Below are 22329 nucleotides of genomic sequence, written 5' to 3'. Positions count from 1 at the left end.
ATAGAATTTCATATTTTTGAACTCTAAACAAAAACATATGAAATTTAACAAACTCCTTGTTTTTATCGCTGTTTTCTTTACAGCAAGCTTATTTTCCCAATCAAATAAAGTATATAGAGCTGAAAGAGATAAAGTTCATAATTTAGTTCATACGAAGTTAAAAGTAGATTTTAACTTTCAAGAAAAAGAAATGAATGGGGAAGAATGGGTAACCTTAACACCTCATTTTTATGAAACAGATAAAGTTACGTTAGATGCTAAAGCAATGGTTATTCATAAAGTAACAATGAATAATCAACCACTAGAGTATAATTATGACGACTATGAGTTAATTATCAACTTACCTCGTACCTATAAGCGAAACGAAGAGTTTACATTATATATTAAATATACGGCGCGACCAGAAAGGGTAAAACAAAAAGGAAGTGCAGCTATTACATCTGCAAAAGGGTTGTACTTTATCAATCCAACAGGTTTTGATAAAAACAAACCAACTCAAATTTGGACGCAAGGTGAAACCGAAGCAAGTAGTTGTTGGTTTCCAACAATTGATGCTCCAAACCAAAAGACATCACAGGAAATTTATATGACTGTTCCGCAAAAGTATGTAACGCTTTCTAACGGGAAATTAGAGAAGCAAACTACCAATGCTAATGGAACTCGTACCGATTATTGGAATTTTACTCAAAAACATGCACCATATTTGTTTTTTATGGGAGTAGGAGAGTATGAGATTATTAAAGATAAATACAAAGATATTCCTGTAGATTATTATGTAGAGAAGGAATATGCACCATATGCAAAAGATATTTTTGGGAATACTCCTGAAATGTTAGCATTCTTTTCAAAAATTACAGGAATTGAATATCCATGGAATAAATATGCACAAATTGTTGGACGTGATTATGTAAGTGGTGCAATGGAGAATACCACAGCAGTAATTCACGGGGAAAGAGCTTATCAAACTCCGGGACAATTAATTGATGAAAACGTACAAGAAAACACCATTGCACACGAAGTTTTTCATCATTGGTTTGGCGATTTAGTAACTACCGAAAGTTGGAGTAACTTAACTGTAAACGAGAGTTTTGCTAATTACAGCGAGTATTTATGGTTAGAGTATAAATATGGAAAAGATGAGGCAGATGCACACTTGTTTGAAGATATTGAAGGTTATAAAAGCGGACAAAATTTTGATAAACATTTAGTTCGTTTTTATTACGATGATAAAGAAGATATGTTTGATGCGGTTAGTTATAACAAAGGAGGCGCTATTTTACATATGTTACGTAACTATTTAGGAGATGAAGCTTTTTATGAAGGATTAAACACGTATTTAACAGATAATAAGTACGGAACAGGAGAAGCACACCAATTACGTTTAGCTTTTGAAAAAGTAAGTGGTAAAGACTTAAACTGGTTTTTCAATCAGTGGTATTTTAACAGCGGACATCCGAAGTTATCTATTTCTTATGACTTTAATAAACTAAGAAAAACAGTAACCGTAAATATTATTCAATCTCAAATGAATGAATTTAAATTTCCGTTTGCTATTGATGTTTTCGAAGGAAGTAAAAGAACAAGACATAACGTATTTGTTGAAGGAAGAGATGCGTCATTTACATTTCCTTTTACAAACCATCCAGATTTAATTCAAGTAAATGCAGACGGGGTATTGTTGTGCGATATTAACGAAAATAAAGTATTGAGCGATTATATTCATCAATTAAAATATGCTCAAAACTACGTGCATAAAAGAGAAGCTTTGTTAGAAGTAGCAAAACATCAAGATGATAAAAAAGGGTTTAATGCCGTTGCAGACGCTCTGAATAACGATTTTTATAAGATTAGGATTTTAGCCTTGGAGAACATTAATTTAATCAATAAATATTCAAAAAAGAATGTGATTGATCAAATAATGAAAATAGCTCAAAACGATCCAAAAACGTTGGTACAAGCAGCGGCAATTGAAACGTTAGGAAAGTTAACAGATCCAGCATTAAAACCGGTGTTTGAAAAAGGGTTAGAAAGTAAATCATATTCTGTATTAGGAAAGTCGTTGGTAGGAATGTATTATATCGATAAGCAGTTAGCCATTCAAAAATCAAAAACATTGCCTTTAGCAGTAAAAAAGATTATTGCAACACCATTAACACGTATTTATTTAGAAGAAAACGATGATGAAGAGTTAAGTTTCATAGCAAGTAATGTAATGTCTGGAATGTTTTTAAGTCCAAACAAGAAAATTCAATCATTGTATAAAAAAGCATTTGATAAGATTGGAAAAAGTAATAATACAGAGGCTATTCAAAACCTATCAGACGATATTGTAGCAAAAGGACTTCAATACAAACAATATAACTTTGATCAGGTAGGAGTTAACTTGTTACGTCAAATGGCTCAAATGCAAAAAACTAACAAGCCATCAAATAAAGAAAAGCATCTTAAAGTTATTCAAATAGCTATGGCGAAGCTACTTGAATAAATTGTATAGTTTCATAAAGTTTAAGTTAAAAAGAATACTTAGTTTTGGCACAATAATTGAATTTTCTTGCGAAACTTAAACTTTATGAGAAAAACTACTTTACTACTTGTTTTATCAGTACTAGTACTAGCATCTTGTAGTAGTGTAAAAACTACTGAAAAGGCACTTAATTCTGGTAATTATGAGAAGGCAATTTCATTATCTATTGAAAAATTAGCTAAGAATAAAACCAAAGAAAAGAATCAACCACATGTGCTAATGCTTCAGGAAGCTTTTAGAAAAGCAACAGATAGAGATTTAGACAGAATTTCTTTTTTAGAAAAAGAGCAAAATCCTGAAAACTTTGAAACAATTTATACATTGTATCAACGTCTTAACAACAGACAAGAGCGAATAAAACCATTATTGCCATTACGAATTTTATCTTCTGGTAGAAATGCCAAGTTTAAACTTGTTAATTATACTGATGAAATTCTTGCGGCAAAAGAAAACTATGCTGGTTACTTGTATGAAAATGGTGTAGCCTTGCTAAATGAAGGATATAGAAATAAAATTAACTATAGAAGAGCTTTTGATGAATTAAGACACTTGGACAATATTAGTCCTAATTATAGAGATACAAGAAACTTAATAGAAGAAGCACATGCTAAAGGAATTGATTATGTACATGTTTCTGTTAGAAATAGAACAGATCAAATAATTCCAAAAAGATTAGAAAGAGATTTATTAGCGATTAATACGTATGGATTGAATGATTTATGGACACAATATCACGCAAAAAAGGATAGAAATATTCGTTATGATTTTGATTTAGAGTTAGATTTTACAGATATTTTAATTTCTCCTGAACAAGTACACGAAAAAGAAGTTATTAAAGAACGACGTATAAAAGATGGTTTTAAGTATTTAAGAGATAATAACGGAAATTATGTAAAAGACAGTTTAGGAAACAAAATAAAAGTAGATAAGTTTAAAAGAATACGTTGTAACTTTTATAAGTTTACACAATTTAAGAGTAGTAAAGTTACAGGTGTTGTAAAATATATTGACAATAGAACAAATCAGTTATTACATCGTTTTCCTATACAAAGTGAGTTTATTTTTGAACATATTTATGCCGATTATGATGGAGACAGGAGAGCTTTGGATAAATCGTTTATAGATTTACTCGATGAAACTTCGGTAGCGTTTCCTTCTAACGAACAAATGGTATACGATACAGGAACCGACTTAAAACAGAAACTCAAACATATTATCACACGAAATAAGTTTAGAAATTAAGACATCGTCATTCCAAATCCCGTTTCCGAAACTTCGGAACGGGATGAAGGAATCTTTTTAAAATGATGAGGTAGCCACGTCGCTGTTGCTCCTCGCTATGTCGTTTATTATTTAGTCGTATTTTTACAACGATGGACTTATTCTCACAACTTGACGATGCTCCTAAAAACTTACTTCCAAAAGACGGAACAGTAAACTACTATGGAATAGTTTTATCTAAGAAACTAGCAGACTATTATTATGAGGCTTTATTAAATTCTATCGAATGGCGCAATGACGAAGCTATTATTTTTGGAAAACGCATGGTAACCAAACGAAAAGTAGCTTGGTATGCCGAACAGCCTTTTGAATATTCTTATTCTAACATTACAAAAACAGCCTTACCGTTTACGAGAGAATTGTTAGCGTTAAAAGAATTAGTTGAAAAAGAAACTGGAGAAACCTATAACTCTTGTTTACTGAACTTATACCACGATGGTTCAGAAGGAATGGCGTGGCATAGTGATGGGGAAAAAGATTTAAAAAAGAACGGAGCGATTGCTTCGTTGAGTTTTGGCGCAGAAAGACGTTTTGGTTTTAAACACAAACAGACGAAAGAAACGGTGTACAAAGTATTAGAGCATGGTTCGTTATTGGTGATGAAAGACGAAACTCAAACCCATTGGTTACACCGATTACCACCTACAAAAAAAGTCCACCGACCACGAGTGAACTTAACGTTTAGAACGATTGTGAGGTAGGCTAGCACTAACAATTAATTTTATTCGGTGTAAGATGTAGTCTAAGTTTTTATCTATTTAGGATTATTCGGACTTATTTCCATTAAATGATGAAAACGTAAATGGCATTTGTCATTGTAAATTTTTTCATCTTGAACTATCCATTTGTATATTTTTGGGTAAGCAAATTCCATTATATTAAATGAAGCTAGCCAAAATGAACCTCCGAAATCTTGAAAACGAATATTATTTTTGTTTTTATCTGTTTTTGAAAGTAAAAATTCTCCAACTTCAATAAACTTATCTTGATTGTATTTGGAGTAGGTTTTAATCAAAGTTCGTCTAGATTTACTACTCTTATGTGCTACATAATTTCTTAAAGAGTAAAAATCATCTATGTAATTTTTGGCTTCGGATGATATATTTTGAAAAGGATTCTTTTTTTCTGTTAAGATCTTTCTTCCAATCGATTTTAAATTACTCGCATTTTTTAAGTCAAAATATCCCAATCCATTCAGATAAGCTACACATTCATCATTGCTAATAGTTTTAGGTAAGTTCAATTCTAATTGTTTAGAGAGTTGCGAAGTGTCTATTTTTAAACACTCATAAATTATTTTTTCAACATACCATTCCCAATCACAGATTGTTTTAATTGTAAATGCTTCTATTATTTCTGAAGCTTCATAATTAGAGTAAACTTTTCCACGAAGAGCTAAGACTTTAGCAAATAAAAATTCAGCTTGTGAATGAATTCTAGCCATATACATTATGGTGTATTGGCAACCGGAGGAATTTAATTCTTCAATATTTTTTAGTTCATTTAATTCAACTTCAGTCATTTTTTCAGATTAGGGATAATATGACTAAGAATATGATTTTGTTTCAATAAACCATATCTATTGATAGCTAAGTTACTAGTTTAAAGATTAAGAATCAAACCAAGTTACTCAACCTCTTTATAAAAAGTCAATTTGTATTCTGGTAACAAATTAGGGTGTGTAATTTTTATCAAATCTTTTAATACTAAATCGGGTCGTACAGGAGAGAGTTCAAAGTAAATTAAACCACCGGTTTCTCCTTTGTTATGTCCAATAGAAAATATCTTGTTATTGGTAAATGCATCAAATTCTTTGTAATGAATGTTTGCGGTAGTTAACTGTTCTTTAGTAGCATACAAGCCGCAGTTAAACCAAAAATCAGCGTGTTGTCCTTTTTCCAATACACTTTCAAAACTTAGAGGTAAGCTACCGGTTCCTTTGGTGTCTTTCCATAAGTAATTTAAGTTGGCATCATTGTAAAATGTCGCAATAAAACTTTCACCCGCAGGAACATTCCAAACATCTTTAAACATACTTCCAGATAAGATGGTAGGCTGTTTGTCGCTGTTTTTAGCAATTTTTTTTGCTTTTAGATATTCCGCTTCTATGTTGTTGAAAATACTATCTGCTTCCTTTTCTTTTCCGTATAAAGCTCCAAAAAACTTAACCCATTCCGCTCTCCCTAAAGGAGTTTCTTCCAACCAATCTCCATTAAAAATCACAGGAATCCCCGTTTTTTTGATGTTTTGGTATAGTTTCGTATTTGGATGAAGAGCAAAACCAACAACCAATTCAGGCTCAATATCAATCAACTTTTCGGTATTCATGTCTTGTTCCAAGCCTAATTCAACAATGTAACCTTCGTCAATTCTATTTCTTGTTCTTTTTGAAGAAACATATTTGGTATGCGGAAAACCAACAATAGTATTTTCAGCATTCAAAAGTTCTAACATCGGAATATGTGTAGTACTGGTAACCACCATTTTTTCGATAGGAACTTTAATTTCATTTTTAGAAAGATCGGTTTTATCGGTAAGCGTATAAGAGTATAGGTCGTGAGAGCTTTGAAAAGCTTTTTTGATCACTAATTTTTTTACTCCGTTTTCTAAGATAATATCAAATCCCTTGGCGTATTTTACAGTGCTTTTGACTAGTTTCTTTTCGGTAGTTTTTTTAGTTTCTTGCTTACATTGTGAAAACAGAAGTAATAAAGAAAAAATAAGTAAATAACGTTTCATAGTAATAAGTTTTTATAAATGTAGGGTAAGTGTATCTCCGTAATTTAGTTTTAGTTCGAATGATTTTCCCAGGGGAATTTCATTCATATACGACCAAAGACTTCTCATTACACCCGCATGCGTAACAAGCACGACTTTTTGGAAGTTTTTAGCTTTTAATTCGGTTAAAAAATTGGTAGTTCTATTGTGTAAATCGATATAAGATTCTCCGTTTTTAGCAGGAGTTTTTACAAAATCGTTCATCCAAATATCGAGTTCTTTCTTATCAATATCGTTCCATTTTTGGAGTTCCCAATCACCAAAATCAAGTTCTTTCAATCGGTTGTCAAAAATTACGTTAGCTGAAAGTTTTTCAGCTAAAATCTTACAACGTTGTAAGGGACTGCTATAATACGTTACATCAGCGTCGTTGACAGGAACTTTTTTTAGAATATTGCTCACTTCTTCTTCAAAAGTAGTCGCAACCTTTATGTCTGCTTGACCATAGCATATACCTTTGGCAATATTAGGTGTGGTATGTCGTACTAAAATAACTTCCATAAGACAAGTAAACTTAAGTAAAAAACAATTTCAGCTACTTGTTGCAAAGCACCCGCACAATCTCCTGTTTGACCTCCAATCCATTTTTTAAAAAAGTGCCCCATATACAAATAGGTAAGTAATAAGGGAAGTAATACTAAAAATACCGTTGGTTTTTGAAAGAAAAATAAAGGTACTATTCCAAAAATAGCTGATATGAGTAGCGATTTACTACTCATTTGTTTGGTGGTTGGCTTTATTTTAGAACTGTCAATATCTCTTACATAGTCATGTGTGTACAATAAAACCGTAGCGATAAATCGGCTAATACTGTGCCCTGAAATAATTACTAGAATTAAATTAACTGATAGGTTTTGCAAATGATATAAAGCTAAAAACTTTATCGCTAGGATAAAGACCAAACCACTCACTCCAAAAGTTCCTAGTCTGGAATCTTTCATAATGGTTAAAATCTTTTCTTTGGTCCATCCACCACCAAAACCATCACATACATCGGCAAATCCATCTTCATGAAAAGCTCCTGTAATCCAAATAGAACTAATCATACTAATTACAATCGCAATATCCGTAGGAAAAATATAAGAAGAGGCAAAATAGGCTAGTGCTGCAATACTTCCGACTACAATTCCTACTAAAGAAAAATAACGACTGCTTTTGTTGAGTATTTCAGGAGAATGATCTACCCATTTAGGACACGGAATTCGTGTAAAAAACAATACAGCAGTTAAAAAATAATGGATTTGTCTTTTTATCATAACTAGGCTTCACTAACATTGGCACTTTTAAAAGTAGCCATTTCGTTTAAAAAGTTTACACTCGATTGAATAATAGGAAATGCAACCGCACAACCTGTGCCTTCACCTAAACGTAAACCTAAGTTTAAAAGTGGTTCAGCGTTTAAAAATTTTAACATTTTTTGATGCCCTTGTTCACCTGAATTATGACAAAAAATACAATAGTCTAAAATATCAGATTCCATAGCATGAGCGGCCAATAGGGCAGCAGTAACAATAAAACCATCAATAAGTAAAGTCATTTTTAAAGAAGCAGCTTCTAACATGGCTCCACACATCATTACAATTTCAAATCCGCCAAAAGCAGTTAAGGCTTCCATAGGTGTTGAAATAGAATCGGCGTGTAACTTATAGACTTCACATAATATGTCGATTTTTGTTTGTAGTCCTTTATCATCAACTCCAGTTCCTCTACCTACACAGTTTTCAATAGGTGTATTGGTAAAATAACTCATTAACAAAGCCGCAGATGACGTATTGCTAATACCCATTTCACCAAAACCAATAACATTGCAACCTTCACTATACACCTTTCTTACCAATTGTCTTCCTTTTTCTAAAGCTTCTTGGCATTGTTTTGAAGTCATAGCTTTGGTAGTACTATAATCTTGTGTTCCCTTTGCTATTTTGGCATTGGTAAGCTGTGGATGTGTTTCAAAATCAGCATTCACACCAGCATCTACAATATTTAAATGAATGTTATTCTGTTTACAAAACACATTAATAGCAGCACCTCCTTGCAAAAAGTTAAATACCATTTGTTGTGTAACTTCTTGTGGGTACGGACTCACTTTTCCTGTGGTAGCAATTCCATGATCTCCAGCAAAAACCATAATAGTAGGTTTTGAGAGTACAGGTGTAGTGGTATTTTGAATTAAACCAATTTGCATGGCGATTTTTTCTAAACTTCCTAAAGCACCAATAGGTTTGGTTTTGAAGTTGATTTCTTCTTGAAGTTCGTTCTGTAAATCTTTTGATATAGGAGTTATTGTTGTTGTCATGTGTTATTTTAAAGTTAAAGGAAGTCCAGATACCATAAAAGTTGCTTTATCAGCCAATTTTGCTATGTATTGGTTCGTCCAGCCTTGTAGTTGTGTAAATTTTCTTCCAGATTCAGAATTGGCATGTAATCCCATACCAATTTCATTAGAAATGATGATAATATTGGCGTCAATTTCAACCAACTTGTTAATTTCTTCTTTAGCAATTTCTAATGCCTTTTCAATATCGTATTTTGTATCTACAAAGAAGTTTGTTAGCCATAGTGTAACACAATCAACAACCACCGTTTGTTTGTCAGAGATCACCTTACTTAACCATTTTTCTTCTTCAACAGTGCTCCAGCGTTCATCTCTATCAGAAATATGTCTGTCAACTCGTTGTTTGAAATCTTCATCCCAAATACGAGAGGTGGCTAGGTAAATAGGGGTGTCAGATAAAGATTCGGCTAGCTTTTGAGCATAGCTACTTTTACCTGAGCGTTCACCTCCTGAGATATAATATATCATGAAATCGCATTTTTTGTTGACACAAAGATTGGAAAGATTTTTAATAAAAAACAAATTAAAATAGAGAACTGTTTATTTTTGCTGAACTAAAACCACGAATTATGACAGTATCTTCTTTTATGCCAGCAGTAACCCAAATGATTTATGACATGGGCTTACAGAACTATTTAAACGGAATAACTTTTGAGTGTCCAGAAGTAGCTTTACAGGAAAAAGAAGTAGCTGTTCGATATAAGTTAGAAGGAAAAGTGTTAACGAGTAAAGAAATAACGGCTATTTTTTCTAAAACCAAGGCAGAAGGAAAGACGTTGTATTATGTTGATGAACCTGTTTTAGAAAGTATAGCACCAGATATTGTTTTTACACAAGATGTATGTGATGTTTGTCAGATTGATACAGAATCTGTTGCAAAGTCAGCATATAAATTGCCAAAGGTTCCAGAATTAATTTCTATCACACCCAACTCTTTAGAAGATGTTTTTGATAATGCATTAACTATTGCAAAAGCAATGAAGCAGGAAGCAGTGGGAGAGGCGTATGTAAGTGGATTGAAAAAGCGTATTTATGATATTGTAGACGTACAACGTGAATATAGAATTCAGTCGAAAAGTGTGATGTTGTTAGAGTGGATTGATCCGTTGTTCAATTGCGGACACTGGATTCCTCATCAAATAGGCTATGCAGGTGGAATCGATTTGTTATCGCATCCATCAGGAGATAGTATTGTAATTTCTTGGGATAAAATTGTAAAATACGATCCAGAGGTATTGATTATCGCTCCTTGCGGGTATGGAATTGAGAGAACTCTTGAAGATATGAAGTTTTTAGAAGAAAGAGAGGAATGGACGTCTTTGAGAGCGGTAAAAAATAAACAAGTGTATATTGCGGATTTTGCCATGTTTACACAATCTTCTGCAGGAACTTTAGTAGAAGGAATTGAATGTTTGGCAAAAATGATTCATCCAGCTTATTATACGCTTCCAGAAAACTTACAAACAAAATTCGCAAATTATCATGACTTGATGGTTGCTAATTTATAAGAATACTATACATTTGCCGTGATTTTTGGTTTTTCTTTAATCATCTATTAAAGAGAATTAAAAGGGAATTCGGTGTAAAACCGAAGCTGTTCCCGCAACTGTAAGCTATTAAGCTTGTAACAATTACTCAAACCACTGTTTTTTAATGGGAAGGTATGTTACAAGACGCAAGCCAGGAGACCTGCCAATTATTATAATTTAATTAAAACTTTCGGGATAAAAGTTTAATGTATAATGAAGAAAATAACAATAATATTTATACTGTTTTTTACAACTAATCTTTTTTCCCAAAGAGATACTATAACTGTTAATAAATTAAAAGAGGTAATAGTTAACGGGAAGAGAAATGTAGAAAAAAAACGCATTGCTACAAAAGAATTAAAGATTGGAGTTAAAGAACAAACAAAAAACCCTATCAACTTAACAAACCTTCTACGATATAATAGTCCAATAGCTTTTAGAGATTATGGAAATGGAGGTGTGAGTACCGCTCGTTTTAGAGGAACATCGGCTTCAAATACGTTGGTTTTATGGAATGGTATTCCCATTAATGCTGTAGGAAGCGGACAAACAGATTTTAATTCATTATCTGCAAGTTTGAATGATAATATCATTGTTCAAAGTGGAGGAAATAGTGCTGAATATGGTTCTGGTGCCATTGGTGGTACGGTAGACTTGAAAGATGAATTGTTGTTTAAAGAGCATCAAAAATTTCAATTATTTACTTCTTACGGAAGTTACAATACAACGTCTAATTTCTTTAAAAGTTCAGCAGGAACAGGTAAGTGGAGTATAAAATTAGCTTCTACGTTTAATTATTCCGATAATGATTACACATACATAGATGAACGTTATAAAGATAGCGAAGGTAATTTACTAACTAATGAAAATGGTAAATACAAAAATTACGGAGTTAATTTTGTCATAGGTTATAAGTTTAGTCCTACAAATTCTTTATCGTTTTATTCGACTGCCTACTATGGAAATCGTTTGTTTTCTGATGGATTGCCGAACCCGTCTGCTGGAAGTGAACGAAATGAAGATTTTAATCAAAGAAACTTACTACAGTGGAAATATGCATTTTCGTCACAGTTTAAACAAGAACTAAACTTAGCTTACCTAACGCAGGAATATAGGTATTACGGAAATAAAGATGCTGAAAATTATAGTTTTGGAAAATCTAAAACAGCGTTAGTTAATCATTCTTTAACCTATAAACCATCAAACATCTTATCGTTTAACTACAAAACGATGTATGAAAATATTAATGGTGAAAATACAGATGTTAATACCAAAACAAGAAACTCTGTAGCGTTTGTTGGTAGTGTTAAATATCAGCCTATTGAAAAATTAATAACTAATGTACAGGTTAGAAAAGAAATTAATTCTGATTTTAATGTGCCTCTGTCGTTATTCGTAGGAGGAGAATATAGATTAACTAATCAATTAAACATTCTAGCCAATTTTTCAACAAATTATCGAGTTCCTACTTATAATGAAATGTATTGGCCTGTAGTAGGAAACTTAAATTTAACACCTGAAAGCTCAAAACAAGGAGAATTAGGAGCTTCTTTTAAAAAGAAAAATTTAAACATAAAATCTACATTATTTTATATCTATATTAATGATAAAATTCTTTGGTTACCAACAGGGGGTAGTAATTTGTGGAGACCAAGAAACGTAAACGATGTAATAAATAAAGGTGTAGAAACTTTTGTAAGTTATAAGAAAGAGATAGGGGAACATATTATTGATTTTTCTTCTAACTATACATTTACTTTGGCAGAAAACACAGAAACAAAAAAAACACTTCCTTATGCACCTGAGCATTTATTAAATTTTAATATCAATTATAATTATAAAAGGTTTAATTTTTTTATACAAAGCTTACATCAAAGTAAGGTGTATACTAATGAAACAAACTTAGATTTTTACTCTTTAGAATCAATACATGTTCAAAATGTAGGAGTGAATTTTAACTTATCCACAAAACAAACAAAACTTCCAACATTAGGGTTTATGCTAAATAATATATTCAATAAAGTGTATTATTTCTCAAATTTACGTCCTATGCCTGGAACAAATTTTAATATCAATTTAAATTATAAATTTTAAACCAATGAAAATAACAAAACTACTTTTACAGCTTTTTTTAGTAAGTATAGTTCTTACTTCTTGTTCTGGTGAAGACAAAATAGTTGAAGTAATTAGAGACAAGTACGATAATGGTGTCATTGTAAGTGCAGAAGGTGTCTTTAATAATAAAGACGGATCTATTTCTTATATCAATAAAGAGTTAACAGAATCTCAAAACTTTATTTATGCAGGTAAGAATGGAGCTTTGTTAGGAGGGTTAATTCAGTCAATAGCTTTTTCTGAGACAGAAGCTTATATTATTTTAAATGATGTGAATACAATTGTAGTCGTTGATCGATATACTTTCAAAAAGAAAGGACAAATTACTACAGACTTAAAAAACCCAAGATATATGACTATTGTAAACGGAAAAGGATATGTGACCAACTGGGGAGAGACACAATGGGGAAATGATATTGATGATGATTATGTAACAGTTATTAACTTAAACACGTTAGAAGTTGATTCTAAAATAGATGTTGCGATAGGTCCTGAACAAATACTAAATAAAGACAATAAGCTGTATGTTTCACATAAAGGAGCCTATGGTTCAAATAATATTGTTTCTGTAATAGATTTAAATAATAACAATACTATTTCAACTATAACAGTAGATGATAACCCTGATGAAATGGCTTTTGATACTACAGGAAATTTAATTGTTTTATCTGAAGGGAAACCAGTTTATAACTCAAGCTGGGAGGTTATTGACAGAACTACGTCTTCTATTTCTTTTATTAATTTATCTAATAATGAGGTTATAAAGAGTATTGATTTTCCAGCAAAAGAGAATGCAAGTTTAATGGCATATGAAAATGGGAAAATACATTACTATAAAGGAAAAGATGAAAAAGTATACTCAATAAATGAAGAAGCCACAGTTTTAGCAACAGAAGGAGTTGAAGTAGGAGGAATATATGGAATGAACGTTAAGGATAATAACCTTTACACTGTTAGCTATGAATTTCCAAATTCTGAGCTATCTAACTTAACTGTTTATGATTTAAACACAGAAGCTAAAGTATACAAAACTAAAGTAGGAGTAGGAGCTTCAAAAATTTATTTTAATTAAAAAAACAAAAAAAAATGGAAAAGAGAGTTTATTTATTCGTACTATTTATTTATTTTTTAAAATCTAACATTCTGTTTTCTCAGTCATCATCTTCGTATGGAATTATTGAAGAGAGTGTTAAATTTATTAAAGCCCCTAATTCACTACAAAAACATGGAACACCTTATAAATTCTATGTAGAGTTCAAGTCGTTTAGACCTTCGGGAACACCATATAGACCATATGGGTTTTTATATCATGGAATGACTATTTATGAAAATAATGACGTCGGGTATAATTTTAGGGGACCTATTCCTTCTGGTTTTTATAATAAGGTAATTGATTTTACTGCAAAAGAAGTAGAAAAAAGAGGAAGTCTTGATGTGTATACCGAAAGATCAGGTTTAATAGATTTAAGTGATATTAATTTCAATAATAAATTTCCTACTGGTGAATATAAATTGACTGTTTTTATTATGATAACAGGTCATATACCTGCTATGCAAATTAATTCAGAAGGAGACCCATATGCAGGACTTACAAACGGGGTAAAAAGGTTTACAATAAATGATATTTGTACAGGTTGTAACAACGGGATATTTATAGATACAGATTCTGATGGAGATGGAGTGTATGATAATGAAGATGAATGCCCTAATGAAGCTGGGAAAAAAGCAAATAATGGATGTCCAGGTGACCCAGATTTAGTTATAGATGAAAGAAAGTCTACAGTTATTATTTCAAACCCTTCACTTTCTACAGGTACTGTATCAATATTATATAATACAGTTTTTCCTATCCATACTGACGATGAACTCCAGATATACCTAAAAACTGATAATAAAGGTAAAATAGCATCTGGAAAAACAAAAGTTGGATTTTACATTTCAACAACTAATAAAATAAAAGATGCTGGGTTGATTAAGGAAATAAGTTTAGCAAATATTAATCCAAATAAAAGTCAGTCAAGAAGTATTTCGTTTAGTCAATGGGACTTATCCAGTACTTATGGTATTATAGGAAATGCGTATTTGCATATAAAAGTGGACAAAAATAATGACGTTTATGAAGGAGCTGAAGGTGAGGATAATAATGAGTTCTCATCAATAAAATTAAATATTAAAAATTATAAGAGGCGTTCATCAAGAGACAGTAAATTACTTTCAATTAAAAACATGAATGGAGAATTAATAAGAAAAGAAGAGTTGACTAGTGATATAGAAGAGAAAGAGTTGTTGAAATCTTTACCTAAAGGCTTTTATATAGTTAATAAAGAAGGAAAAAGAAAAATTATTTACAGGGAATAGATTTATAACATACTTTCTCTCACCAATAGACAGGGAAATATTGCTATGCATAAGCTCACCAATTTGGTGAGCTTATTTTTTTATAAAAATTTATCTTGTATTTCTTTAGAAGGAATTATACATGCATCTTTTTTACCAAACCATTTGTAACGATTTTTAGCAATGTAATCGTATACTAAGTTTCTAAAACTCTCTGGAAATATCAAAAAAAATAGCGTTAATTTCCAAACTCCACCAAAAGCATTCATAATTTTTAGCGCAGCTGTAGATTTAATATCATAAGCAACATTTGGCTCGTATAAAATAATAGAATCAACTTTGGAAGTATCTATCCCTAAATATTGTGTAATTTCTTTTCCTATATCCGATTGAAGAGAAGTAAAAACAAACTGATTTTTGACATCATATTTTATAACTTTTAGCACACTATCGTTGCAAAAATTACAGACACCATCAAATAAAATCACTTTTTTATTACTAGGTAAATTGTTCATATTTAATTTTTTTCAAAAAATTAAGTGTTAACTTGTAACATAAATCAAAATTAAGCGTCTTGTAAGAAAGTAAATAATGATTTAACAATAATTTATTAGTAGATTAGAAGAATTAGTATTTATTTTTTATTTAAAAATTAACTAACACTATGATTCGAATAGAAAATCTTCACAAATCTTATCCTATAGGAAAAGACTCACTTCATGTTTTAAAAGGATTAGATTTACATATAAAAGAAGGCGAATTTGTATCAATTATGGGGTCTTCAGGATCGGGGAAATCTACCTTATTAAATATTGTAGGTTTATTAGATACACATGATGAAGGAAACTATTACTTAAACGGACAGTTGATAGAAAACTTAAATGAAAAGAAAGCTGCAGTATTACGTAATAAGTTTTTAGGATTCGTTTTTCAGTCATTCAATTTGATTTCTTATAAAACAGCTTTAGAAAATGTAGCATTACCATTATACTATAAAGGAGTTGGCAGAAAAGAACGATTAGAAATAGCCTTAGAATATCTTGAAAAAGTAGGGTTAAAAGAATGGGCTAATCACTTACCAAATGAACTTTCTGGAGGTCAAAAGCAACGTGTAGCAATTGCAAGAGCTTTAGCTACCAAGCCAAAAGTTGTATTAGCAGATGAACCAACAGGAGCGTTAGATTCTACAACAACCGATTCGGTAATGGATTTATTAAAAGAAATTAACGATGAAGGTATGACTGTTTTTGTAATTACACACGAAGAAGAAGTAGCAGAACAAACTAATAGAGTTGTTCGGTTAAAAGATGGTGTTATTATTAGCGATGAGTTAACAAAAACAGCAACGAATAAAGCAAAAGCAATTTAATTATGTTTGATTTAGATCGCTGGAGAGAAATATTTCAAAGTATTGGTAAAAATAAGCTGCGTTCGGTTTTATCAGGATTTACGGTAGCTTTTGCAATTTTATTGTTTACACTATTATTTGGAATTGTATCTGGATTACAAAATCAGTTTAAAACAGCTTTTGTAGACGATGCAACCAATGCTATGTTTGTAAGAGTGTGGAAAACCTCTAAGCCATACAAAGGGTTACAAACAGGAAGAAGAATTCAGCTAAAAAATAAGGATTTTGATTATGTTAAAGATGAATATGAAAACAAGATTCAACATTTAACAGCAAGAATATACAAGAGTGTAAATATAACTTATAAGAACAATCAAAATAATTATCAATTACGAGCTGTACACCCAGATCATCAATTTTTAGAAAAAACAATTATTGATGAAGGAAGGTATATTAACGAGTTAGATTTAAAAAATAATGCAAAGGTTATTATTATTGGTCGTCTTGTTAAACAAGATTTATTTGGAGAAAAACCAGCTTTAGGAAAAAGAGTAAATGTTGATGGTATTTCATATAAAGTGGTCGGAATATTTTCAGATAAAGGAGGAGATAATGAAGAACGATTAACCTACATGCCTGTAACAACAGCACAAAAACTATACGGAAATAACGATTATATCAGTCAAATTAATATAGGGTATAATCCAGATTTAAATTTAGATCAGGCTATTACGTTTGGTAATCGACTAGAAAGAGATTTACGTAAAAAGTTAGACATTCACCCTGATGACCAAAGTGCTTTATCCGTAAGAAATATGGCAGAAGCAAACAAAGGAATCAACCAATTTATGTTTGCATTGTACTTTATTGTCATATTTGTAGGCTCTGGAACTTTAATAGCAGGAATTATTGGTATTAGTAATATTATGATTTTTGTTATTAAAGAACGTACAAAAGAATTCGGAATTCGTAAGGCTTTAGGAGCAAAACCTGCATCAATTATTGGTATGGTAATTCAAGAGTCTATTTTAATAACAACCATAGCAGGGTACTTAGGTTTAAGTTTAGGAACCTATATTTTAAGTGCTATTGGAGATAGTTTAGAAAAATACTTTATAAAAGACCCAAGTGTAAGTCCGGGAATTGTAATAGGAGCTACCATTATTTTAATCTTATCAGGATTAATTGCAGGGTATTTACCAGCAAAAAAGGCAGCACAAATTAAACCAATTGTAGCACTAAGAGCAGACTAATTATGAAGTTTTTATTTGATTCAGACACTTGGCAAGAAATTTACGGAAGTATTCGTAAAAATAAATTAAGAACAGGTATTACCATTGTAGGGGTACTATGGGGAATTTTCATATTAGTAGTCTTATTAGGAGCTGCTCGTGGTATGGAAAATAACTTTAAAAGAATTTTTGGAGATTTTGCTACCAACAGTGTTTTTTTATGGACACAGAGAACAGACATGCCTTTTAAAGGGTTTCAAAAAGGAAGAAGATTTGATTTAACATTTAAAGATATTGAAGTTCTTGAAAAAGAATATAGTAATGAAATAAAGTTATTGGCGCCTAGAAATCAAACTAATGGTACTGTTGTTAAAGATTTTAAATCAGGTGATTTTCAGGTTAGTGGAGATTATCCCGTTTTAGATCGTGTACAAAAGAAAGATTTGATCTATGGAAGATTTCTCAATCAGAATGATATAAAGAACAACTCTAAAGTTTGTGTTATTTCGGAAGATATGTACAAACAACTCTTTGATAAAAAAGAAGTACCTATTGGGCAGTATGTAAAAATTAGTAACGTTAATTACAAAGTTGTAGGTGTATATAAACCTTCAAATACTATAGATATTGATGGAGATACAGCTTACATTCCATTTACAACCTTTCAAAAAGTATACAACACATCTAATAAAGTAGATTGGATGATGATTACAGCTAATGAAGGAGTAGATATCAAGCAGATGGAAAAAGATATTTTGTTAACCTTAAAAAACTTGCATAAAGTACACCCAGAAGATAAAAGAGCTTTTGGAAGTGTAAATTTAGGAGACCAAATAGATAAATTAATGGGCTTTTTAACAGGAATGCAGTTTTTAACATGGTTTGTTGGGATTGCAACCTTAATAGCAGGAGTTTTTGCCATTGGTAACATTTTATTAATTACCGTAAAAGAGCGTACGAAAGAAATTGGAATTAGACGAGCTTTAGGAGCAACTCCAATAAGTATTAAAAGACAAATAGTATTAGAGTCAGTGTTTTTAACCACTGTGGCAGGAATGCTAGGAATTATTTTTGGAGGACTTGTTCTATTCCTATTAGATCTTTTAGTAGGAGGAGGAGACGATCCAACATTAGTAAATCCAACCGTAAATATACCCATAGTAATGCTAGCCTTTTCAATCCTAGTAATTTTAGGAACTTTAATAGGATTAATACCAGCATATATGGCAACAGTAGTAAAACCAATCGAAGCATTAAGAGAAGAATAAAAAAAGAAATAATCAATTAATCATGAGCAAAAGAGCAAAAATTATCTTAGGAATAGTAGCACTATTATTTGTAGTCATCCTAATTTGGTTAGGAAAGAAAAATCAAAAAAGTGTGGTAACCTATGAAACAGAGAAACCATTCAGAACTACAATTGTTAAAAAAGCAGTAGCTACAGGAAAAGTTGTTCCTTTAGAAGAAGTTGAAATAAAACCTCAAATAGCAGGAATTATAGATAAAATAGTTGTTGAAGAAGGAGCAATAGTGAAAGCAGGTGATTTGTTAGCAACGGTAAGAGTAGTACCTAACGAACAATCGTTACAAAGTGCCAGAGGAATGATTAACTCTATACAAATTAGACTAAACAATGCAAAAACGCAATATGATAGAAATAAAAACTTATTCGACAAAGGCGTAATTTCTAGTCAAGATTTTGAAGCATCGCAATTATCATACAATCAAGCAAAAAATGACTTAAGAAATGCTCAAAACGATTATCAAATAATTAAGAAAGGATCTGTAGGTTCTGCCGGAGCTAATACAAATATTAGAGCGACAACCTCTGGTATGGTTGTAGAAATTCCTGTAAAAAAAGGATATCAAGTTATTCAATCAAATAACTTTAATGAAGGTACAACCATAGCAACAATAGCTGATATGGAGAAAATGATTTTTGAAGGTAAAGTAGATGAATCAGAAGTAGGAAAATTAGTAAAAGGATCAAACATTGAAGTTTCATTAGGAGCCATTGAAAATAAAAAATTTCCAGCAATATTAAACTTTATAGCGCCAAAAGGAACAGAAGAAAATGGTGCTGTACAGTTTAAAATTAAAGCAGATGTAAAACTTGATGATAATTATTTTGTAAGAGCAGGATACAGTGCGAATGCAGATATAGTATTAGAGAAAAAAGATAGTGTTTTATCTATTAAAGAATCGTTATTACGTTTTGATAAGAAAACAGAAGAGCCTTATGTAGAAATAAAAAAGGGAGATGAGGAGTTTGAAAAGCGTGAGTTAAAACTAGGAGTTTCAGACGGAGTAAATATTGAAGTTTTAGAAGGAGTTACTGCTTCTGATGAAATTAAAATCTGGAACAAAGCATCAAAAGACGATGAGAAAAAAGATTAATAATATTTAAATTATTGATTTACAGTATTAAAGCAGTTCTTTTAGGAGCTGCTTTTTTACTTTTAAGGAATAAAATAACACACTCATATCTAAAAAGGTGTCATTTAAGGAAGTTAAAACTAAAAAGGCTTTTTTGTTCTAGATATTTGAAGTGCTCAAAGTAAAAATGAGCATTTAATTTAATTTTTTGGGGAAAATTAAATTATTCTTTAAGGGGTAAAAGCAGCTTTTAAAAGCTGCTTTTTTTTAAGAAATATTATTAACCTTTATAAAAAGGTAACTTCACTACTTTAGCAGGAATTTGTTTTTTACGAACTTGGATAAAAATATCACTATCAACTTTAGAGTTTTCAATAGTAACATATCCTAACCCTATTCCTTTTCCTAACGACGGACTCATCGTTCCTGAAGTAACACGACCAATATTGTTTCCATCGGTATCAACAATTTCGTAATCATGACGAGGAACACCACGCTCAGTTAATTCAAATGCAACTAATTTACGAGTAACACCCGCTTCTTTTTGAGCTTTTAAAGCTTCAGCATTTACAAAGTCTTTCGTAAACTTAGTAATCCATCCTAAGCCAGCTTCTAAAGGAGAGGTCGTATCGTCAATATCGTTACCATATAAGCAATATCCCATTTCTAAACGTAAAGTATCACGAGCAGCCAACCCAATAGGCTTAATTCCCCAATCTTTACCAGCTTCAAAAACCTTGTTCCAAAGTTGTTCAACATCTTCATTTTTTACATATACTTCAAATCCACCAGAACCAGTATATCCAGTAGCAGAAACTACTACATTCGGAATTCCAGCAAAATCAGTGATTTCAAAAGTATAGAATTTAATATTCGATAAATCAACTGAAGTTAACGATTGCATTGCTTCTGCAGCTTTAGGACCTTGAATAGCTAATAACGACCAATCTTCAGAACGATTTTCCATTTCAACATTCAAATCGTTGTGTTGAGAAATCCAGTTCCAATCTTTTTCAATATTAGAAGCGTTTACTACCAACATATACTCATTTTCAGCAATCATGTAAATAATTAAATCATCTACAATTCCTCCATCAGCATTCGGCATACAGCTGTACTGTGCTTTTCCAGGAACTAATTTAGAAGCGTCGTTAGAAGATATTTTTTGAATTAAAGCCAAAGCATTTTCTCCTTTTAAAAAGAACTCTCCCATATGACTTACATCAAAAACACCAACTCCTTTTCTAACAGTTTCGTGTTCAGCAGTTACTCCTTCGTATTGTACAGGCATATTATAACCTGCAAAAGGAACCATTTTTGCTCCCAAAGCCTCATGTACATGTGATAAAGCTGTATTTTTCATGTGTTTGTTTTTTATTGTTTTTGTAACCTTTTAACGAATAAAATAATAAGTAAACATTATTTTATTCATGTTGGTTTTATTATTGTGTATTGTTTGTTTAAAAAAGTGATGCTAAAGTATTGAAAAATTAGCAAACAATACAGTTGAATCTGAGTAATATGTAAGAGTATATTACCCAAATGTTTGTTAATATTTTCTTTGTTTTAGCTAAGAATAGTAGATTTGATGAAAAATTAAAAGAAAAAGTTGTTGTAATTTCTTAACGTTTGAAACGACAACCTGAATCAAAGGATAAACTTAATGAAGCTGAACAAAAAAACAATCTTAAACATTGCATTTGTTATAATAATTGGCCTATTATTATACCCACCAACTAAAATTTATTTTATTAGGTTAGTTTCGTTTTCTCCTTCAACTATTACTGAAGAAAAAAGAGAAATGTTAAACGACTACAATTGGAATCTTAAAGGCTTAAATACTTCGAATATAGATTTTAATGAAACTAAGAACAAAGTAGTTTTTGTAAATTTTTGGGCAACTTGGTGTCCACCTTGTATTGCCGAAATGCCAAGTATTCAAAAGTTATATGACGATTATAAAGACAAGGTTGAATTTGTATTTGTGAGTAACGAAGACTGGACGACTATTGAGGCTTTTTATAAAGACAAAGGGTATGATTTACCAACGTATAACATTTTATCAAAAGTACCAGGTCAACTGGTAAGCAATTCAATTCCTGCGACGTTTATAATTGATAAGAATGGAACTATTGTCGTAGATAAAAAAGGACCTGCCGATTGGAATAGTGATAAATTTAGAATTTTGTTAGACGAATTACTACAATAGAATATTTACCTTTGTAGCATGAGTCAAGAACAACCAAACAATCCGCTTCACGGAATAAAACTAGCCACCATGTTAGAAGAATTATACTTGGAATATGGTTGGGAAGAAATGGGAGAGATGTTGAATATAAATGCCTTTAAAAAGAATCCAACCTATACCTCTAGTTTAAAATTTTTAAGAATAACACCTTGGGCGAGAGCTAAAGTAGAAAGGTTGTACTTAGAAATGATAAGTAATTAAATCAAACAACCCTTTAGAGTTTAGT

General features: G+C 31.2%; 21 protein-coding genes and 1 riboswitch. Of the genes, 13 read left to right on the top strand and 8 right to left on the bottom strand.

Annotated features, from left to right (window positions below; all coding sequences use genetic code 11):
- The first annotated feature begins 37 nt into the window (after nucleotides 1-37).
- From MHM83_RS11500 to MHM83_RS11490, 3 genes are all read left to right on the top strand, one after another.
- Nucleotides 38-2485 (top strand): M1 family metallopeptidase, encoded by a 2448-nt coding sequence (locus MHM83_RS11500; protein WP_239179886.1) that lies wholly within the window; start codon nucleotides 38-40, stop codon nucleotides 2483-2485.
- Nucleotides 2486-2569: 84 nt separating this feature from the next.
- Complete coding sequence (locus tag MHM83_RS11495; RefSeq protein ID WP_239179884.1) at nucleotides 2570-3766, top strand: hypothetical protein; 1197 nt, start codon at nucleotides 2570-2572, stop codon at nucleotides 3764-3766.
- 131 nt (nucleotides 3767-3897) lie between these two features.
- A complete protein-coding gene (locus tag MHM83_RS11490) occupies nucleotides 3898-4506 on the top strand; it encodes an alpha-ketoglutarate-dependent dioxygenase AlkB family protein (RefSeq protein ID WP_239179882.1) in 609 nt (202 codons plus the stop codon).
- 53 nt (nucleotides 4507-4559) lie between these two features.
- Here MHM83_RS11490 and MHM83_RS11485 read toward each other — a convergent pair whose 3' ends face one another.
- The 6 genes from MHM83_RS11485 to MHM83_RS11460 form a co-directional block, all read right to left on the bottom strand.
- Entirely contained in the window at nucleotides 4560-5327 is a 768-nt protein-coding gene (locus MHM83_RS11485; protein WP_239179880.1) for a hypothetical protein, read from the bottom strand.
- A gap of 104 nt (nucleotides 5328-5431) precedes the next feature.
- A complete protein-coding gene (locus MHM83_RS11480) occupies nucleotides 5432-6544 on the bottom strand; it encodes an ABC transporter substrate-binding protein (protein WP_239179878.1) in 1113 nt (370 codons plus the stop codon).
- Between the two features lie 12 nt (nucleotides 6545-6556).
- Nucleotides 6557-7084, bottom strand: coding sequence for an alpha-ribazole phosphatase family protein (gene cobC / locus MHM83_RS11475; protein ID WP_159615013.1), 528 nt, complete (start codon nucleotides 7082-7084; stop codon nucleotides 6557-6559).
- Nucleotides 7069-7839, bottom strand: a complete 771-nt coding sequence (locus MHM83_RS11470; RefSeq protein WP_239179876.1) for an adenosylcobinamide-GDP ribazoletransferase — start codon at nucleotides 7837-7839, stop codon at nucleotides 7069-7071. Before MHM83_RS11470 ends, cobC begins: the two co-directional genes overlap by 16 nt.
- Before the next feature lie 2 nt (nucleotides 7840-7841).
- Nucleotides 7842-8879 carry a nicotinate-nucleotide--dimethylbenzimidazole phosphoribosyltransferase gene (gene cobT / locus MHM83_RS11465; RefSeq protein ID WP_239179874.1) on the bottom strand — a complete coding sequence of 346 codons (1038 nt, stop codon included), beginning with the start codon at nucleotides 8877-8879 and terminating at the stop codon, nucleotides 7842-7844.
- A gap of 3 nt (nucleotides 8880-8882) precedes the next feature.
- Complete coding sequence (locus MHM83_RS11460; RefSeq protein ID WP_239179872.1) at nucleotides 8883-9386, bottom strand: bifunctional adenosylcobinamide kinase/adenosylcobinamide-phosphate guanylyltransferase; 504 nt, start codon at nucleotides 9384-9386, stop codon at nucleotides 8883-8885.
- A 101-nt stretch (nucleotides 9387-9487) separates the two neighbouring features.
- On the opposite strand from MHM83_RS11460, the gene MHM83_RS11455 reads away from it, so the two are divergent.
- From MHM83_RS11455 to MHM83_RS11440, 4 genes are all read left to right on the top strand, one after another.
- The gene (locus tag MHM83_RS11455) at nucleotides 9488-10426 is read left to right on the top strand and encodes an ABC transporter substrate-binding protein (RefSeq protein WP_239179870.1); all 939 of its coding nucleotides are present in this window, start codon (nucleotides 9488-9490) and stop codon (nucleotides 10424-10426) included.
- Nucleotides 10427-10435: 9 nt separating this feature from the next.
- Nucleotides 10436-10629, top strand: a riboswitch (cobalamin riboswitch).
- Between the two features lie 31 nt (nucleotides 10630-10660).
- The gene (locus MHM83_RS11450; protein WP_239179868.1) at nucleotides 10661-12541 is read left to right on the top strand and encodes a TonB-dependent receptor plug domain-containing protein; all 1881 of its coding nucleotides are present in this window, start codon (nucleotides 10661-10663) and stop codon (nucleotides 12539-12541) included.
- A 4-nt stretch (nucleotides 12542-12545) separates the two neighbouring features.
- Complete coding sequence (locus MHM83_RS11445) at nucleotides 12546-13634, top strand: YncE family protein (protein WP_239179866.1); 1089 nt, start codon at nucleotides 12546-12548, stop codon at nucleotides 13632-13634.
- Nucleotides 13635-13648: 14 nt separating this feature from the next.
- Entirely contained in the window at nucleotides 13649-14920 is a 1272-nt protein-coding gene (locus MHM83_RS11440; RefSeq protein ID WP_239179865.1) for a CARDB domain-containing protein, read from the top strand.
- Between the two features lie 80 nt (nucleotides 14921-15000).
- On the opposite strand, the gene MHM83_RS11435 is transcribed toward MHM83_RS11440, so the two are convergent.
- Nucleotides 15001-15414: a thiol-disulfide oxidoreductase DCC family protein gene (locus MHM83_RS11435; protein ID WP_239179864.1), complete on the bottom strand. Its 414-nt coding sequence runs from the start codon at nucleotides 15412-15414 to the stop codon at nucleotides 15001-15003.
- A 149-nt stretch (nucleotides 15415-15563) separates the two neighbouring features.
- On the opposite strand from MHM83_RS11435, the gene MHM83_RS11430 reads away from it, so the two are divergent.
- The 4 genes from MHM83_RS11430 to MHM83_RS11415 are packed head-to-tail and all read left to right on the top strand — an operon-like array spanning nucleotide 15564 to nucleotide 19876.
- On the top strand, nucleotides 15564-16268 hold the full coding sequence (locus MHM83_RS11430) for an ABC transporter ATP-binding protein (RefSeq protein WP_073183911.1): 705 nt from the start codon (nucleotides 15564-15566) through the stop codon (nucleotides 16266-16268).
- 2 nt (nucleotides 16269-16270) lie between these two features.
- Entirely contained in the window at nucleotides 16271-17500 is a 1230-nt protein-coding gene (locus MHM83_RS11425) for an ABC transporter permease (protein WP_167713780.1), read from the top strand.
- 2 nt (nucleotides 17501-17502) lie between these two features.
- The gene (locus tag MHM83_RS11420) at nucleotides 17503-18747 is read left to right on the top strand and encodes an ABC transporter permease (protein WP_159491010.1); all 1245 of its coding nucleotides are present in this window, start codon (nucleotides 17503-17505) and stop codon (nucleotides 18745-18747) included.
- A gap of 22 nt (nucleotides 18748-18769) precedes the next feature.
- A complete protein-coding gene (locus MHM83_RS11415) occupies nucleotides 18770-19876 on the top strand; it encodes an efflux RND transporter periplasmic adaptor subunit (protein WP_047788721.1) in 1107 nt (368 codons plus the stop codon).
- Between the two features lie 259 nt (nucleotides 19877-20135).
- On the opposite strand, the gene gcvT is transcribed toward MHM83_RS11415, so the two are convergent.
- Entirely contained in the window at nucleotides 20136-21218 is a 1083-nt protein-coding gene (gene gcvT / locus MHM83_RS11410; RefSeq protein WP_073183917.1) for a glycine cleavage system aminomethyltransferase GcvT, read from the bottom strand.
- A gap of 300 nt (nucleotides 21219-21518) precedes the next feature.
- On the opposite strand from gcvT, the gene MHM83_RS11405 reads away from it, so the two are divergent.
- Together MHM83_RS11405 and MHM83_RS11400 are read left to right on the top strand one after the other, a co-directional pair.
- Entirely contained in the window at nucleotides 21519-22064 is a 546-nt protein-coding gene (locus tag MHM83_RS11405) for a TlpA family protein disulfide reductase (protein ID WP_047788723.1), read from the top strand.
- Nucleotides 22065-22082: 18 nt separating this feature from the next.
- On the top strand, nucleotides 22083-22304 hold the full coding sequence (locus MHM83_RS11400) for a VF530 family DNA-binding protein (RefSeq protein WP_073183920.1): 222 nt from the start codon (nucleotides 22083-22085) through the stop codon (nucleotides 22302-22304).
- The last annotated feature ends 25 nt before the right edge of the window (nucleotides 22305-22329 follow it).

Source organism: Tenacibaculum sp. Mcav3-52, assembly GCF_022347665.1.
In the GTDB taxonomy this organism is placed as follows: domain Bacteria; phylum Bacteroidota; class Bacteroidia; order Flavobacteriales; family Flavobacteriaceae; genus Polaribacter; species Polaribacter mesophilus.
This window is presented reverse-complemented; position numbering and strand designations above follow the sequence as displayed.